The sequence below is a fragment of the Nitrosovibrio sp. Nv6 genome, from assembly GCF_900110495.1.
Classification (GTDB): domain Bacteria; phylum Pseudomonadota; class Gammaproteobacteria; order Burkholderiales; family Nitrosomonadaceae; genus Nitrosospira.
In genome coordinates this window covers 249,665-266,893 of record NZ_FODX01000001.1, presented here as the reverse complement: position 1 = coordinate 266,893, position 17,229 = coordinate 249,665, and the positions used below count along the sequence as shown (strand labels likewise).

General features: G+C 54.6%; 15 protein-coding genes. 2 read left to right on the top strand and 13 right to left on the bottom strand.

The window, feature by feature from the left end:
• Nucleotides 1–19: 19 nt before the first annotated feature.
• The 4 genes from BMX66_RS01315 to BMX66_RS01300 form a co-directional block, all read right to left on the bottom strand.
• Nucleotides 20–961, bottom strand: a complete 942-nt coding sequence (locus tag BMX66_RS01315) for a D-hexose-6-phosphate mutarotase (protein ID WP_090877631.1) — start codon at nt 959–961, stop codon at nt 20–22.
• A gap of 165 nt (nt 962–1,126) precedes the next feature.
• Nucleotides 1,127–1,633 (bottom strand): DUF3293 domain-containing protein, encoded by a 507-nt coding sequence (locus BMX66_RS01310; protein WP_255398743.1) that lies wholly within the window; start codon nt 1,631–1,633, stop codon nt 1,127–1,129.
• The gene (locus tag BMX66_RS01305) at nt 1,630–2,193 is read right to left on the bottom strand and encodes a sugar O-acetyltransferase (RefSeq protein ID WP_090877629.1); all 564 of its coding nucleotides are present in this window, start codon (nt 2,191–2,193) and stop codon (nt 1,630–1,632) included. Before BMX66_RS01305 ends, BMX66_RS01310 begins: the two co-directional genes overlap by 4 nt.
• 174 nt (nt 2,194–2,367) lie before the next feature.
• Entirely contained in the window at nt 2,368–2,739 is a 372-nt protein-coding gene (locus tag BMX66_RS01300) for a winged helix-turn-helix transcriptional regulator (protein ID WP_090877627.1), read from the bottom strand.
• Between the two features lie 360 nt (nt 2,740–3,099).
• On the opposite strand from BMX66_RS01300, the gene BMX66_RS01295 reads away from it, so the two are divergent.
• On the top strand, nt 3,100–3,678 hold the full coding sequence (locus BMX66_RS01295; protein ID WP_090879646.1) for a hypothetical protein: 579 nt from the start codon (nt 3,100–3,102) through the stop codon (nt 3,676–3,678).
• A gap of 82 nt (nt 3,679–3,760) precedes the next feature.
• Here the strand turns inward: BMX66_RS01295 and BMX66_RS15895 are convergent, their stop codons facing one another.
• The 8 genes from BMX66_RS15895 to BMX66_RS01255 form a co-directional block, all read right to left on the bottom strand.
• Nucleotides 3,761–3,967, bottom strand: a complete 207-nt coding sequence (locus BMX66_RS15895; protein WP_090877625.1) for a GDCCVxC domain-containing (seleno)protein — start codon at nt 3,965–3,967, stop codon at nt 3,761–3,763.
• 118 nt (nt 3,968–4,085) lie between these two features.
• Nucleotides 4,086–4,439, bottom strand: coding sequence for a hypothetical protein (locus tag BMX66_RS01285; protein WP_090877623.1), 354 nt, complete (start codon nt 4,437–4,439; stop codon nt 4,086–4,088).
• 60 nt (nt 4,440–4,499) lie between these two features.
• Nucleotides 4,500–6,743 carry a copper-transporting P-type ATPase gene (locus tag BMX66_RS01280; RefSeq protein WP_090877620.1) on the bottom strand — a complete coding sequence of 748 codons (2,244 nt, stop codon included), beginning with the start codon at nt 6,741–6,743 and terminating at the stop codon, nt 4,500–4,502.
• A 329-nt stretch (nt 6,744–7,072) separates the two neighbouring features.
• Entirely contained in the window at nt 7,073–7,459 is a 387-nt protein-coding gene (gene smbP / locus BMX66_RS01275) for a small metal-binding protein SmbP (protein WP_158593359.1), read from the bottom strand.
• Nucleotides 7,460–7,523: 64 nt separating this feature from the next.
• A complete protein-coding gene (locus tag BMX66_RS01270; protein ID WP_090877616.1) occupies nt 7,524–10,652 on the bottom strand; it encodes an efflux RND transporter permease subunit in 3,129 nt (1,042 codons plus the stop codon).
• 1 nt (nt 10,653) lies between these two features.
• Nucleotides 10,654–12,330: an efflux RND transporter periplasmic adaptor subunit gene (locus tag BMX66_RS01265; protein ID WP_090877613.1), complete on the bottom strand. Its 1,677-nt coding sequence runs from the start codon at nt 12,328–12,330 to the stop codon at nt 10,654–10,656.
• Between the two features lie 10 nt (nt 12,331–12,340).
• Nucleotides 12,341–13,720: a TolC family protein gene (locus BMX66_RS01260; RefSeq protein ID WP_090877611.1), complete on the bottom strand. Its 1,380-nt coding sequence runs from the start codon at nt 13,718–13,720 to the stop codon at nt 12,341–12,343.
• Between the two features lie 263 nt (nt 13,721–13,983).
• Complete coding sequence (locus BMX66_RS01255; RefSeq protein ID WP_090877609.1) at nt 13,984–14,391, bottom strand: hypothetical protein; 408 nt, start codon at nt 14,389–14,391, stop codon at nt 13,984–13,986.
• A gap of 370 nt (nt 14,392–14,761) precedes the next feature.
• Here BMX66_RS01255 and ppk2 point away from each other — a divergent pair, with 370 nt between their 5' ends.
• Nucleotides 14,762–15,568: a polyphosphate kinase 2 gene (gene ppk2 / locus BMX66_RS01250; protein ID WP_090877607.1), complete on the top strand. Its 807-nt coding sequence runs from the start codon at nt 14,762–14,764 to the stop codon at nt 15,566–15,568.
• 136 nt (nt 15,569–15,704) lie between these two features.
• Here ppk2 and BMX66_RS01245 read toward each other — a convergent pair whose 3' ends face one another.
• On the bottom strand, nt 15,705–16,955 hold the full coding sequence (locus BMX66_RS01245) for an MgtC/SapB family protein (protein WP_090877605.1): 1,251 nt from the start codon (nt 16,953–16,955) through the stop codon (nt 15,705–15,707).
• Nucleotides 16,956–17,229 lie beyond the last annotated feature (274 nt).

Genomic DNA, 17,229 nt, shown 5'->3' with positions numbered 1-17,229 from the left:
AAACCTCCGCCTCTTTCAGCTAGGCGGCAGGCGGGAATTCATTGAACATTTCTGGAAAGGCCTGCTCTATGCGGTAGTTTGCCACCAGTCTGCATTCGCCATAGGGGCTTACTTTCACGATATCCGAGCCGGCATTGGCGGTTTCGACGCAAACAAAGCGTTTATAATCGTCGTCTTTCAAGTCACCCATTTCCGCGGCGATTGCTGACCACGGGTTCCACACCACAGCGGTTTTGCTGCCTCTGGATGCGATTCTGATCCGACGGCCAAAGGCGGCGTCATCAATTATCAATTCGCCTTCGATGCCCCGATAGATACGGTCGACCTCCGTGCCGATTGTTACAGCACCCATCTGAAATTTTAGAAGGCTGTTGTCGGCCTTGTCGATATACTCAGCCCCTTCCAGGCCGGATATCGTTACCTGATCAATATGCCCGACTCGGAAATAAGTATGTAACGCCTGGGTTATATGAAATACCTGTGCGGACGTGTTGCGGGTGATCAATTCCAGATTCAGTGACTCGCCGACCGTAATTTCAAGTGAAAGGTTGAATGCATGCGGCCAGATGGCCCTGGTTTCAGGAGTGTCTGTCAGGCCCAGCGTAACCCTGCTGTCGCCGTCCATGGTCGTTTCGGTCTTTATCACGTTCCAGGAGCAGTTGCGTACAAAACCATGCGCAGGGCGCCCTAACCTTTCGGGGTCAGGTCCGAACCATGGCCAACAGACCGGGGTGCCGCCTTTGATACCTTTGCCGGCCTGGTAATATGCCGCTTCGCTAAGAAACATCAGGTTGTGCGGCTCATTGGCAGGCTGAAAAGACAGTACTTGGCCCCCATACACGGAAATCACGGCACTGGCTTTGGCATTACCGATTTTGATGAACGGAAATCCTCCTGTACCCTCGACGAACTTTATTTGTCCGGCTATTCCGTGATCGTTATTCAGTTGTTCGATGTCCATGGTTTTTATTTTTTCCGGGTTTGACCGGGTAGGCTGCGTAGAAATGGCTGCGTAGAAACAACATCATAACAAACATACCCACATTTTGCTGCAAAAAGCCTTTTTTTGCTCAATTGTCCTTCAGCACGCCGCTGAATACGGCATCCAGGCGATGCGCCAGGTCAATTAGCGGAGCAAAATCAACAGGGGGATGGCGTCCGCACCGGCCCATACAACCGCGTTCTGGCCGAACTCTCGGCCGAGCGTACGCGATGTCTCAAGATCCAGCCCAAGCACAAGGAAACTCTTCTCCGGCGGCCATGCCCCGGATGAGTCAATGCCCATGCCCTCGATGATCTGATCCGGCTGGGCAACATATCGCTCCAGCCTGTCGCGGAGATCCGCGCAGGCCTTCATGTTCGCCTCGAGATTTTCCAGCGCACCGAACGGGTTGCAGGCAGTGATGAAGGCAGCACACCGATGACCCGACTCGGCAAGAAGCCGCGATAGCGGCTCGGAATATTGATCGACGCGCAAAGTAATTGCATCCTTGCCAGTTCCCGCCCGATAGTTTGCCGAGCGGTAAGCAGCAATGAGGTGGTCAGGAATTTTGGGTTGCGGCAATGAAAACTCCGGTATTAACTCCAGCAATGATCCGTTCGTTACGGTCGCAGCCAGTTCAATATGAGTCAAGCAAGATTTCGTATTACTTTGCAAGGGTTCCCGGCCGCAAAAACATTCGGCGGTATGTCTTTGGTCACGACGCTTCCCGCTCCAATTGTTGTGCCGCGGCCAACTGTCACGCCTGGGTTAATAATAACACCGCCACAAATCCAGACACTGTCTCCTATGGTGATTGGTATAGCCGTTTCCAGTCCCTGATTACGTTCCTCCACGGCCAATGGATGCGTTGCCGTATAAATCTGGACATTAGGCCCGAGAAACACATTGTCGCCGATGATCACTGGTGCTCCGTCCAGGATTATGCAGTTATGGTTGGCGTAGAAATTATTACCGACGCTGACGTTATAACCATAATCGCAATAAAAAGGCGGTTCGATTTCAGGGTTGGAGCCTATCGCGCCGAACAACTCATTCAGAATAACGGCTCGTTTTTCAAGCTCGTCCGGGAGGGTATCATTGAACATCTTTAACAGCCGTTTGGCCTGTCTTCTTTCCTCACGCAGCAGATCATCGCCAGGCCGGTATACTTGCCCGGTGATCATTTTGTGCTTTTCTGTCTGCTCGGCCATCGCGGCTCCTCCCTATAATTCAAACTTTCAGAAGGAAAATCGGCAAGTCGGAAGCAAGTTGGAAAAGTAATATGTTGTCCTCTCAAGGCAGGACTCCCCAAACTCCCGTCCCCGGGGGCACCTGCTACGACTATCCCATACTACCAATACGATTTACTACTTCAGCCATCAAATCTAGGAACTTTTGTTCGAGTGCTGGGTCGGCCATTCATGCTGATCACTTGCAGGGTCATGTTTCGCGCCCCAGCGGAGTAGTTCCTGAATGGCAGGTGACAGATCCAGGCCTTTTTCCGTGAGTGTATAGATTACCCTGCGGGCGTTTACGGGGTCGCGTTGCCGCAGGACGATATTGGACTCCTCCAGCTTTTTCAGTCTGTCGGAAAGTATATTGGAGGCGATTTTCTCGGGCGATGTCAGGAAATCGCGGAAATACTGTTTGCGCATGAACATGATGTCCCGGATAACGAGCAGGCTCCACTTGTCACCCAATACATCAAGCGCACAGCTAACCGGGCAGGATGAGCGCTTAATCTGATCTTTTGTCATGGAGCCCTACCATATTATTTTTGATTGTAGTATGCAATTACTTTATTATACTTTCATTATGCAACCATAGACGAGGATAGAATAGACGCTATCTCATCGTTGCAGGCCATATTTTTGCAATCCGGAGCAGACTTCGACCGCCGGGTCAATGAATCAGATAAGGGGCTGACACTGTTGTAAAGGAGTTGGAGCAATTTCTTGTTTTTACACTGTTTCACATATAGCGAGTGTCACGGATAGAGTGTTCGCGAGTATATTTTTCCGCCACAGATGACCCCTTGCCCTGCTGGATTAGTAACTCAAAGATATGAGTACGATGCGCAGAGGCAAGCAAAACCAAATCAAGAGGAGTAATTGATGATGATCAAGGAAATGATACAGGCCGGTGGAGCGGCCCTTGCCCTTGTCGCAGCGCTTTACAGTGGCGCAGCGGCTGCCCATGGAAAGGTGGCTATGGAGGAAGATACGTGCATGCGCCGGCTTGGCGATAGCAGCATGGTTCACTTAAGCGCCTATCAACCTCAATATGAGCCAGGCGATCAATACTGTACGGAAATACCCAAGGAGGGGAACACGTTTTTGGTAGTGGATCTCGTCGACCCCGCGTTGCGTGATATACCGATAGGCGTGCGAGTGGTGAGAGGAACCAACGAGGCAGACGACGAGACGGTGACATATCTGCGTCCAAGCTATCACCCTGACGGCGTGATCAACGGAGAAACAAGTCTGGATGAAGGGGAATATACGGTATTTATTACGGGAGATTCCGTGCCTCCCGTACGTTATGAGTATCCATTGCGGGTGCAGATGATTAATTACGCGAAGACCTTTCGGTCCGCGATAGGACCATTGATAGCGGCGCTGCTGCTGAGCTTCCTTGCGTATAAGATCATGCACTCGAAGCGAGTGCGCCAATGGAGGGCATCGCGTCGTTCATAGGCGAACGAACAGCACGTTTAGCCGCGGACAATGATCAGTTTATGCATGAAGCTGTGTCACAGCTATGGGTGTGACCGGATTATTATCCGCAACAGTTCGATTGCCCTTGTACCGGTGGGCATTTGACGGATCCGAAGGAACAAAAGACACAGCAATCGCCAGGAAGGGGACGTAACATCGTCCCGCAGTGGCCGCATTCATAATAAAACTGGCAGGCGTCGATCGGCATTATTTCCTGTTTGACATACCCGCATTGAGGGCAGGTCAGCAGTGATTCCAGAATTGGCATATTATCGGTCGTAGCAGGTGGCCGGGTTGAATTTGCTGAGCTCATTCCACTGGAACCCCGGGATGTTTGAGGTCCCCCTGGTCTTGATCAAGCAAAAATTATTGCAGATCATGTCGCTCTATCTTATTTCCTCCGCCATCCGGCGATGGGATTTCGCCATGCTCATGTTGGCCTCCGCCGCTTCCTCATAGACGTGTACTAAAGCCTGTGCATGCTCTTTTACATCTATGGTTTTCCTCCCGTAGTAATATCCATGCTTCTGATATTCGGCAAGACACCTTTTTTGCTCGTTTGCTTTTGCCTGCATTGCATTTGCAGCAGCTTCGTAATGTCTGGCAAGCGCATTATGGTCTTCTTTTGTTTTAGCCTCCCGGATAGCGCTCGTCATGTCCATCGGATGGGGATCGATATGTGCACAGGAACTCAATAAGCCGAGCATAGCCAGAATGGCAAAAAAAGTGAGGGATTTCATGATATTTCTCCGTGTCGGGTTGGCATGAAAAATCAATATCAGGGGAACTTCAACCGTATTTCATAACTTGACGCGATTTAGCCGCAGCGCGTTGGTGACGACGGACACAGAGCTCATCGCCATAGCGGCCCCGGCAAACATTGGCGATAGCAGCAGCCCGAAAGCCGGGTAAAACACACCGGCTGCCAATGGTATGCCAAGTGCGTTATAGCCAAATGCAAAGGTGAGGTTCTGCCTGATATTGCGCATGGTGGCGCGCGACAGCACCATGGCGCGTTCAATGCCGCGCAGGTCTCCCTTGACGAGGGTAACACCCGCACTTTCCATTGCCACATCGGTGCCGGTGCCCATTGCAATACCAACATCGGCTTGCGCCAGCGCAGGCGCATCATTGATGCCATCGCCCGCCATGGCCACCTTGCGCCCCTCCGCCTGCAAGCGCTTTACGTGATCGGCTTTGTGCTCTGGAAGTACTTCAGCCAGCGCTTCATCAATACCGAGTTGCCGCGCAATCGCGTCGGCTGTGCGTTGCGAGTCTCCCGTGAGCATGACGATCTGCACGCCCAGGTTCCGAAGCGTCGTGATGGCTTCGGGCGTGCTATCCTTGATTGGATCGGCAACCGCGGCAATTCCGGCGGCTACGTCATCCACCGCGAAAAACACCACTGTTTTGGCTTCGGCCCGCCACCCTTTCCCGCGCTCTTCCCAGTGTTGCGTATCCACACCCTGCCGCAGGAGAAAATTACGGCTGCCAACCAGAATGTGCTTGCCGTCGATATCGGCTTGCACGCCAAGACCATTGATTGCATCGAACGCTTCCGCCACCGGAAGCTTCAAACCGCGAGCCTTGGCGCCCTCCACGATTGCATGTCCGATGGGATGCTCGGAGAGCTGCTCCACCCCAGCCACGAGCGCAAGCGCCTCATCATGTCCGATACCTTCTGTGGAAAAATCCGTCAGCGCAGGACGTCCCAGCGTCAACGTACCGGTTTTATCCACGACGACGGTATCGATGTCGCGCATGCGCTCGATTGCCTCGGCATTGCGAAACAGGATACCTGCGCGAGCGCCCTGCCCCATTGCAACAGTCATCGAAATGGGTGTAGCCAGCCCCACTGCGCATGGGCAGGCGATAATCAGTACGGCAATGGCATTAACAAATGCGTAGGTGAATTTTGGCTCCGGACCGAGAAACCACCATGCAAGCGCTGTGACGACGGCGACGGCGATAACGATCTGGACGAAATAGGCGGCGATGACATCCGCGAGCCGCTGGATGGGCGCGCGTGTGCGTTGTGCTTCCCCCACCATATTAACAATGCGTGCCAACAGGGTGTCCGCACCTACGCGTTCGGCGCGGAAGATCAGGGAGCCATTGCTGTTCACGGTTGCGCCGGTTACCTTGTCGCCAGCCGCCTTCGCCACCGGCAGCGGCTCGCCGGTGATCATCGATTCATCCACCCGGCTCGCGCCTTCCAGTACCGTGCCATCCACAGGAATCTTTTCTCCCGGTTTCACACGCAGTCGGTCACCCACGGCCACCATCTCCAATGGCACCTGTTCTTCCGTCCCGTCGTCGTGCACGCGCCAGGCCTGATTGGGCGCGAGCTTCAGCAATTGCTGAATGGCCCGGCTGGTCTGGCCCATCGCCCGCGTCTGGAGGTATTCGCCGAGGATCACCAGCGTCACGATAACCGCAGCAGCCTCGAAATACGTCCCTACTGCACCGTCGTGCTCGCGGAACTCTTGCGGAAACCACCCCGGAATAAGCACAGCAGCAAGACTATACAGATATGCAAACCCTACTCCCAAGCCGATCAGCGTATACATGTTGAGTGCGCGATGCACCAGCGAAAACCAGAATTTGCGTAGAATCGGCCAGCCAACCCATAGCACAACGGGCGTACCCAGTAAAAATTCGATCCACCCGCGTGAGGATGGCTGTAGCCCGAACGGCTCATGAATACCAATCATGGGCGACATCGCCACCGCTATCAGCGGGAGCGACAATGCAACTCCAACCCACAGCCTGCGCGCAAGATCACGCAACTCCGAATCATCAGGTTCACCTGCGTCCGTACCTGTACGCGCGCCGGCAATGGGTACCAGCGCCATTCCGCAGATTGGACAATCGCCTGCAGAATCCCGTACGATCTCCGGGTGCATCGGGCACGTCCATTGAGCTCCCGCTACTTCCGATGCAGGCCCTGGAGGCGCAGAATCACCATGCTGGTGATCGTCACGGTGCTGATCGCCCGGGTGCGACAGATGTAGGTGTTTCGAATGCTTCAAGTCCGTGTTCATGACCGACTTCCCGAAATCATTCCGAAACGTGGAATAGGACCTTCAACGCAATGCTGGCCGAAATGCCGGGAAATACCTATTTCCCTTGACCATGATTCATATTAGGCCAGCTTTTGATATTTGGACAATTTTGGGAATGATGGTGTTAAGCAGGATTCTCCTTCATGCCTGCTCAGGACCTCCTTCATGCTATCGATGCGTGGAGCCAGAGTTCCTCAATTCCCGCATTCGTTTAGGCTAGTACGGGATGTATTTCCCTGGAAGAACCAAAGTTAAGTTGACGTACAGGGCAGGGATACAGAGGTACAGGATTGTTGCGCCGCCCTCCCTCATTTTGACCGCGCTCTTTGTTGCAAGTGCATGGAAGCCCTTCTGGCCGCCTCCCCGGCTTTCGCGAGGTTTCCCTTTTTAGCTTCGCCGATGGCCTTGTCCATTTCTTCAAACATCTCTATATCATGTTCCGCTTTCGGAAACTGCCCATATACGGATATAAATGGATGGGTGTACGGATGTTCCTTGTTTTCCTCGATCAGGTGTTTTTTCGCTATCCCGGTATGACTGATAATGCCTGCCGCATCGCCTTTTTCAGCGCTTCTTACCGCCCGCTCCAATTCTTGAAGAGCCGTTTCTTCATGTTCATCCCTGGCATAATCCGTTGTGGAACATCCCGAAAGGAAAATAAAAGCCCCCACGCTGTAAAGGAATAATTTTTTCATGAAGTCTCTCCTGATGAATTGATTAAACAGATCGGCCACCGTCGCGCTCAACAGCGATTTATTTTTATTCGTGCTTGCGTATACCCAATTCCTTGACCAGCGCATAGATGGCTGGAAAAACAATCAGCGTCAACACGGTTGCAGATACCATGCCGCCAACCATGGGAGCGGCGATGTGCCGGGTCACCTCGGAGCCCGTGCCGCTGCTGAACATGACCGGGAATAGGCCGACTATACTTCCTGCTATCGTCATCATGACGGGCCGTATCCGGTAGACCGCGCCCTGTATGACTGCCTCGTAAAGATCCGCCACGGCAACTTTTTCGCCTGCGGCTTTTCTTGCAGCCGTAACATCCGCCAGTGCCCGATCCAGGAAGGTGAGCATCACCATCCCCGTTTCAGTCGCAATACCGACGAGGCCGATAAAGCCGACCGCGGCAGCGATGCTCATATTGTAATCGAGAAGATACATCAGCCAGATTCCCCCAACCAGCGAGAACGGTACCGAGAGCATCACTATCAGCGTTTCGGTGAGGCGATTGAAGTTGAGATACACAAGGAGGAACACGATCAGGATCGTGAGCGGCACCACTACTTTCAATTTCTCGGTTGCACGTTCCATATACTCGAACTGCCCGCTCCATGCGGCGTAGTATCCCGAGGGAAACCGCACCTGCTCGCGCACCGCTTGCTGCGCGTCCGCTACATAGCTGCCGATGTCGCGATCGCGGATATCCACGAAGATGTAAGCCGACAGGAGCGCGTTCTCCGTGCGGATGCTCGGTGGTCCCGTGACAAGCTTGATCCGCGCGAGCTGCCCGAGCGGAATCATTGTTTGGTTCATGGTCGGTATCAGCACCTGAGTGGCGATTGCCTGCGGATCGCTGCGCAATGCGCGTGGATAGCGAACGGCGACATTAAAACGCTCCCGCCCTTCCACAGTGGTTGTCACTGTCTCGCCGCCAAGCGTCACCGAGATCACTTCCAGCAGATCACCGATAGCCAGTCCATAGCGGGCGAGCGCCACCCGGTCGGGTTCGATATCGAGGTAGTAGCCCCCAGTGATGCGCTCCGCATAGACGCTGGTGGTTCCAGGCACTTTTTTCAACGCTGCCTCGATCTGCCGGGCAAGCGTGTCGATCTCGTTCAAATCCTTGCCGAACACCTTGACGCCGACCGGCGTACGGATGCCTGTGGCAAGCATATCGATCCGGTTTTTGATCGGCATTGTCCAGGCATTGCTGACGCCAGGCATCTGCAGCGCGTGATCCATTTCAGCGATGAGCTTATCGACGGTTATTCCGGCACGCCATTCGCTTTGCGGCTTCAGGTTGACGATCGTTTCAGCCATCTCCAGAGGGGCGGGATCAGTGGCGGTATTGGCCCGCCCCGCTTTGCCGAGCACCGACGCCACTTCAGGGAAGCTTTTGATGATCTTGTCTTGCGTCTGCAGGATTTCCGCCGCCTTCGTAACCGAAATACCCGGCAGGGTCACCGGCATATAAAGGAGCGTGCCCTCGTTCAATGTCGGCATGAATTCAGTTCCCAACTTGAGTGCGGGATAGACAGTAAGCCCAAGCACTGCCAGCGCTGCCACGATAATGGTTTTTTTCCAATGCATCACCCACGCCATTACCGGACGGTAGGTCCGAATCATCATATGGCCCAGCGGATTATCCTGCTCACGCGGAATGCGGCCGCGAATCAGAAGCAGGATCAGAGCCGGGACCAGCGTAATCGAAAGCAGCGCGGCCCCGGCCATGGCGAAGGTCTTTGTATAGGCGAGCGGCTGAAACATCCGCCCTTCCTGGGCTTCGAGGGTAAATACCGGCAGGAATGAAACCGTGATGATCAGCAGGCTGAAGAACAGCGACGGCCCGACTTCCTTGCAGGCCGCGATGACGGCGTCGATGCGGAATGCGCTCGGTGCGCCGGGATCAAGGCGCGCAAGATGCTTGTGGGCGTTCTCGATCATGACGATAGCTGCATCGGTCATTTCGGCGATCGCAAGAGCAATGCCGGCGAGGCTCATGATATTGGAATTGATGCCAAGGAATCGCATCGCGATAAAAGCAATCAGGACCCCGAGTGGAAGCATGATGATCGCCACCAATGCGCTACGGACATGCATGAGAAAGGCTATGCATACCAGCGCCACGATAATGATCTGCTCGACAAAGACCTCGCGTAGTGTCCCAATGGCGCGGTGAATCAGTTCTGAGCGGTTGTAGATGGGATGAATCAAAACATCTTCCGGCAGACCCGATGCCATCTCCCCGATTTTCTTTTCAAGGTTGCGGGTGACATCCAGCGCATGCTCGCCATGCCGCGCTACCGCAATCGCCGAGACGACTTCTCCTTCACCGTCGAGTTCGGCAATGCCGCGGCGTTCCTCCGGAACCAGTTCCACCCGGGCGATATCGCGCAGCAGCACCGGGGTGCCCCTTTCCGCCTTGACAACGAGATTTTCAAGATCACCGATACCGCGCAGATAGCCCTTGCCTCGCACCATGTATTCGGTTTCCGCCATCTCGATAACGCGTCCACCGACGTCCCGGTTGCTCGCTGCGATGACTTCGCTCACTTTCTTGAGCGGGATGCCGTAGGCTTGTAGCTGCCGAGGGTCTACCGTAACCTGGTAGCTTCGTACAAATCCACCTACACTGGCGATTTCCGACACGCCCTCCGCCGCGGTCAACTGGTAACGCAAGAACCAGTCCTGCAGGGCGCGCAACTCATCGAGCGTCCGGTTCCTGGCCGTGACCACATATTGATAAACCCACCCCACCCCGGTTGCGTCCGGGCCGAGCGAAGGCCTGACATTGTTGGGCAGACGACTCGCGGCGAAGCTCAGGTACTCCAGGACCCGCGAGCGAGCCCAATAGATATCGGTGCCGTCTTCGAAGATGACATATACAAACGACGCACCGAAGTTGGAGAGCCCGCGCACTACCTTGGATTTCGGCACACTCAGCATCGCGGTGGTGAGTGGATAGGTAATCTGGTCCTCGACGACCTGCGGCGCCTGCCCCGGATATTCCGTATAAACGATGACCTGCACGTCCGAGAGATCCGGAATCGCGTCGATCGGCGTCTTCCATACGGAATAAAAGCCCCCAACCGCCAGAATAAATGTTCCAATCAGCACCAGGAAGATATGCCGCACGGACCATTCGATGATATTTCCTACCACCTCAGTGTTCCCTGTGGTCGTTGCTGCCTGGACGGGTATCAGGGCTATCCTGGCTCGGCTGGATGCGGGTGATCACGTATTCACCAGGTGATTTTTCGGTTATTTCGAAAGCAATCTTCTGGCCGGGCTTCAACGTCCGGAGCAATGCTGGGTCAGAGACCAGAAAGTCCATTGTCATTTCCGGCCATCTGAGGCTGGAGATAGGATCATGTGCAAGTGTTACTGTCGCATTGGCCGGATCGATCGCTTCAACGATGCCTTCACCGCGATGAATCGCTGACTGAGGAGGAGATACAGGGGCTGCGGGAGACGAGCCGGACGCGGTTTGCTGCTTCTCGCCCGGCTCCTCCGGCTCTTCAGGCATTGAACCGTTGCCGCTGTGGCCGAAGCCGCTCAGTGCCGCCCTGAGGTTGCTTTCCGCATCAATCAGAAAATTGGCTTTAACCACGACCCTTTCCCCGGCCTCCAGTCCGTCCAGTACTTCATCATAGCCATCGCCATGGACGCCGAGTTTTACCTCCCTCGGCTCAAACCGGCCTTCCCCGAGATCAACCAGTACCAACTGCCGCGTACCGGTTGCAAGGACTGCCGACTCGGGCACCGCAAGCACCTTTTCCTTGCCGTGGGATGAAGCTAATTTCACTCTTCCATACATGGCAGGTTTGAGCAGCCCTTGCATGTTGGGCAGCTCGATGCGCACCCTGGCGGTACGCGTGTCCGGGTTTACTGTCGGGTAGATGAACGTCACCCTGCCGTTGAATATTTTGTCCGGATACGCGTCGATGCTGATGATGGCGGCATCGCCCCGACGTATCATGGCAATGTCCTGTTCGAACACATCTGCCAGGATCCATATACTGGAAAGATCAGCGATCTGATACAGCATCTCTCCGGGCATGAAGCGCTGCCCCTGAACGGCATACTTTTCCAGCACAACGCCGCTCGCGGGAGAGCGCAGTGTAAGGCGTTGCCTGATTCTGCCTTCCTGCTGGAGTATGCGCAGATCGGCCTCCGGGATATCCCAGTTGCGCAATCTCTGCAAGGCACTCTCGGCCAGCCGCTCCATGCCTGCCTGAACCTCGAGACTGCCACCTTCGACCAATTTCGTCCCTTTTCTGGCGACGAGATATTCGTGCTGCGCCGTGATCAGCTCAGGGCTGTATACATCCATCAGCGCATCGCCTTTTTTTACCGCTTGCCCGGTGGTATTGACGTAGAGCCTCTCGATCCAGCCCTCAAATCTGGGGGCTACGGTGTGCAACCGTCCCTCGTCTGCCTGCACTGTCGATACCGCCCGCACGGTACGGGCAAGTTCACGCAGAGCAACGGTCTCGCTTCGCACACCCAGCTTTTGTATTTTTTCTGCACTGATTTTTACTTCCAGATCGCCAGGCGCAAGTTCTTCGCCTTCATAGACTGGGATATAGTCCATGCCCATCGGGTCTTTTTTTGGCATGGGCGAGGTGTCCGGCAGTCCCATCGGGTTGCGGTAATAGAGGATCTTCCTCTCAGTTTTCCCCTTAGTTTTCCCCTTGGTCTTCCCATTGATCGAGTCCTCTCCGGACGAGTTAACCGCAGAGGTCGAAGATTTGCTGCTACCCCACCAATATCCCGCAGCCAGGATGAGGGTGGCTGCCGCCAGGGCGATAAAAACGGTAAATTTGACAGCCAATTTCACGTGCGCTCCTTCACATGCGCTCTCTGAGGGCGGCAGGTAAATTGATTGGCGATTTGCCGACAAGCAGATCGATTTCCGCCAAGGCCTTGTTGTAGCTGGCCACAGCCGTCGCCAGGCTGATTTCATAGTTGAATACTGTCATCCGGCCGTCGAGCAGTGTCATGAAATCCACTCGATTGACCCGATAGGCCGCCAGCGCGGATTCAACTGTAAGCCGAGCCTGCGGCAGGATGGAGGTCTGGTATAGCCGCGCTGATTTCAGACTTTGCTGGGCCACTGCTATCTGCTGGCGGAGTCTGGCGGTCACCTCATTGCGCTGTGCCTGATACAGGCTCAAGGTCTGATTGCGCATTGCCAGCGACTCGGCTTCGCGCGGCGCGAGTTTGCTGCCGCGCCACACAGGTAAATTGATTGCCACCGTCAGGCTCACCATGTCGGGTCTTCGCGTATTGTCCAGCATGTTGTCGCGTTGGCCGTACGACATGCGCACGTCGAAGTCTGGGTAATAATTTTTGCGTGTCAGTTCCAGCGCTTTGTCGTTGCGCGCAACGAGACTTTGCAGTGCCAGCAATTGCGGACGCCGCGTCAGAGCGGTTTCGCGCAAGGATTCCAGATTGAGGTTTTCTTCCTGCAATTGCGGAGGTGCGGGTATTGGCGCGGCAATATTTTCACTGCGGCCCAACGCGCGAATAAGCTCTGCCTCGATCACCGGCCGTTCCCGCTCGAGCCTGAGCAGTTCGTCCACCATCTTCGATACCTGCGTCTGAGCCTTCAGTACGTCGGCCTGATTTCCTCGCCCCACCTCGTAGTGGTCCTCGGCGAGATGCAGGAACTCCTCCAGGATCAGCTTGTTTTTCTTGATCAGGCGAGTGACTTCGAGCGTGAGGCCCAGGTCTGTATAAGCAGTCCTGATATCTCGCGCCACCCGGTTCACGGTTTCCTCGTAACCGTAATCGACTGCCTCGGCGTCCTTGGCTGCAACGTCCTTCCGCAAACCACGTTTCCCGGGAAAGGGCAGGCGCTGGGATAAGCCGATCATTTTCATGGTCATGTCTTCACGATTGAAAGTCGAGGACGCCAGTGGCGCATTGATCACTCCCGCTTCGAGGACCGGATCATCCAGCGCTTCCGCGGGGGATATTCTCTGATGAGCCGCTTCGCGTTCCTGTAGCGCACCCTGAATTTCCGGATTATTCTCCATGGCCTCTGCGATCAGGGGAGCCAGGGGAGTAAAGCTTCCTGTATTTGATGCCGCGAAGGTTTCCAGGGATGGTTCCGTGGCAGTTCGCGCAGGTGCTGCTGTGCCTGCTCCACTCGGAATTTCGCTTTGGGCATTTACCGGAAGCACGACAACGGCAAACGCTACCACGATGATTCCGCCGCGAATCATTCCAACCCCTTTCTGGTAAGGGTTTGGTCTGCATGGACCAGGACAGGCATACATACAAGTACCAGCGCCAGTTGCAGCGCAGAGAATGGAATAATCATTCTGACCTCCTCGAAGTTTGCGCCAGAATTATTTATTTTGCATAGAGACAGCCATTACGGTTGCAATCTGGCAAGCCTTGTGCAGCAAGAGCATGCGGTTCCGATGCAAGCTAATACGAATACGTTTATTTGCCTTATTTCAGGCTGGTTCCGGGTGTCGCGAAATCAGGCGAGAGGGGGACGTTGCGGTTGCTGAAGAATGAATGAGGAAAAGCGGGAATTGGAAGAGATGGCGTAAGAAAATCCGCCGGCAAAATTGAGGGACGAGGCCGCCGGAGGCAAGCCGTTGCCGCTTATGTGACAAACAACCCCATCGCAGGACAGCGTAAAATCCTCCTCCCCGGCGCCATCATCGTTGCCAGGCTGTTCATGACTGTTATTGTGCTGGTTACAGGCAATCAGAGAGGGCATGGCAGAAGAGATTTGAGTTTCAACCTCGACAACCGGCATATTTTTGGCTTGCGCGCATAGCGGCATGATTGCGGCCAGCGCCGCTTGCAGCGGCAGCGCCAGCATGATTAGAATCGATATAAATGTCCTTGCACGCAACTTCATGTTTTCCAGTATGCGCATCTCTCCTGCTTGAAGCAACCATTATTGCAACTACTATTGCTTAAGCCAGTCTTCATCCTGATTGCCGCAATTCCGCAGTCCTTCCGGATGTTGATTTATCATAGTAGAAAGGCAGATAAAAGCAAGTTGAGCGAACCGGCCACGCCGTAACGATCAATCCTGTAAAAAAAATCTTGTCAGGATGGATGGAGTAAAGTGCAATCCATCAAAACTCATATGCCACGCATCAACCATGATCAAAACTCTGGGGCGTAATTCATTCAAGTGCGGCAATTTATTCGCCTTGGCGCGTACTGATGGGTTGGGGCTTCGCTCCACCGCGTCCTATGATCACTTCGTTTAACAAATCTACCCTTGAAAAATACCAGACATGAGTAAAAAAACGGATAAAAAGGAAAAAGATACGCCTCCTTCCGAAATATCCAAGGAAGCCTATGAAGACACGCTATACAAACTGCAGATTGAACTCGTAAAGCTGCAGCGGCACTTCATCAAACACGATGACAGGATTCTGGTTATCTTCGAGGGCCGGGATGCAGCTGGGAAGGACGGTACGATCAAGCGCATCACTCAGCATTTGAGCCCGCGCGAAACGCGTGTGGTCGCTCTCGGCAAGCCAACGGACCGCGACCGCAACACCTGGTATTTTCAGCGTTATGTTCAATATCTGCCGGCAGCGCAGGAACTCGTGATATTCAACCGCAGTTGGTACAACCGCGCAGGGGTGGAGCGGGTAATGGGTTTTTGCACCGACGCCGAGTACGATGAATTCATGAACTCGGTGGTCGAGTTCGAGCTTATGCTGATCCGTTCGGGCATCAAACTCCGCAAGTATTATCTGGACATCAGTAAAGCCGAACAGGAAAAACGGCTGGACGAGCGCAGGAAGGACCCGCTTGCGCAATGGAAGATAAGCGGTTTGGACGAATTTGCACTGAAAAAATGGGATGCATATAGCCTGGCGCGCGACAAAATGCTCGCTCATACTCACAATCTCACAACGCCATGGATCATCGTGCGTGCCGATAACAAGCCGCTGACACGGCTGAATGTCATCAAGGATCTGCTCAGCCGGCTGGATTACGCAGACAAGGACGAGCGACTCATTCTGCCAGACCCGCAGATCGTAACCACATTTACCGCCTCGCTTATAGAAGAAGGCCTGCTCGCGTCATAAGAAAACAAAGGGGGGAAGGCAGAAAAACAGGCGAACCGTAGGCATAAACACCTAAGGACTGAAAAGGCATCGTAACAATCGATAAACGGTTAAGTCTGATGCGTGCGCTCTCCCGCTGCCGGGCTATAAAACGCTGTTAGCCGAATATGGATTGCAAACCACCGAGCCAGCCAGCTGTAATCGTCAGCAGTAATCCTGGAATAACTTCCAGCGCATAGCGGCGGTCGCCGCTTGAGGCGGCCAGCACGACTTTGGTTATGGTGTTTGTGCTCATGGCAATAAGAATGGGGAGTACCGTTTCTACTGCCTCAATCTCGCCAGCATCAACCAATGAAGCCACCGATATCGCGGGAGCGTGCGTGTCGGCAAAGCCGGCGATCCCGGCGCCCGCGATCAATCCTGCGCTACCAAGCCAGGCATTGAGCGAAGCTGCGGCAAGAAGCACTGCAGTCATCGTTGCTGCGAGGAGGAGCGCACTGCGGAAGCTGAATGCTCTACCAGTGCGAATTGTTTCAGGGGCACTCTGCCGAAGTGCTCGCACCACAAACCATCCTGCATAAGCCGTTGCAATCGCCCCGGCACAGACGAGCGGCACCGCCATCTTGACGAGTGTAGCGGGATTAGTCGCGCCTAGCACAGCAGCCATCTGCACTATGGTGGCGACGGTCGACAGAACAGCGCCCGCCACCGCAGCCGGCATGAGCTCGGGCTTCTGCCGTGCGAGCGCACCCATCGAAGCGATAGTGGCGGAGCTGGACACGAACCCGGAGGCCAGTCCGGAAGCAGGCAGCCCATAGCGCGGACCAAACAAGCGCTGGGCGATATATCCGCCTGAGCTGATCGACATCATCAGCACCACAATTATCCACAAAGTATGAAGGTTGATCGCGTTGAAAGGGCCAACATAACGATCCGGCATCAAGGGCAGCACAACCAGGGCCGCCGCTGCGAGCACCAGTGCGTCTTTCAGTTCGGTTTCAGTCAGAACCTGGCGCACGAAATGATGCATCCAGCTTCGTGCCGCAAGTAAAAGGGCTACCGTAACACCAAGGCCCGACGCGAGTAGGGGCTCGCGCATTGCGAGTGCGCCGAGCAGCAATGTCAAAAGCTGTACAAATTCACTCGTAAGACCGGGATCGCCGCTGCGCGTGCGGTAATAGCCCAGCGCTATGAATATGGCAGCCGAGGCTGTTACTACCGCGAGCAATATTGCTCCTCCCATCTCATAACTTACCGCGCCTAGAAGGGCTGTGATTGCGAAGGTACGGACTCCCGCCGGCGCACGGCTGTGCCCTTCGCCTTTCCTGCGTTCACGCTCGACCCCTATCAATAGACCGATGCCGAGCGCTACAGCAATTTGTATCCAATAATTGGTGGGAAAGATCATCGCGGCAGTGTGGGAACTTTTGGCCGAGTCTCAGTGGGCGCACCGTGCGCGCAGCATCGGCAAATCCGGGATGACGTGTCGTAATTCGCTTGTTTCTATCCTGAGGAGACAGAGCGTGCACCGCGAACGCAGTACGCTTCAATGCTACCACAACCTAATGGGCGATGCCTTGCCCGGAGATACATGCCCCTCCGAAAGAAGGAGCGGCAACATCTCTTATCCAAGATCCGTTTAGAAGGTACAGCTGCTGGGTGCATCCTCCTCCCCGATGGAA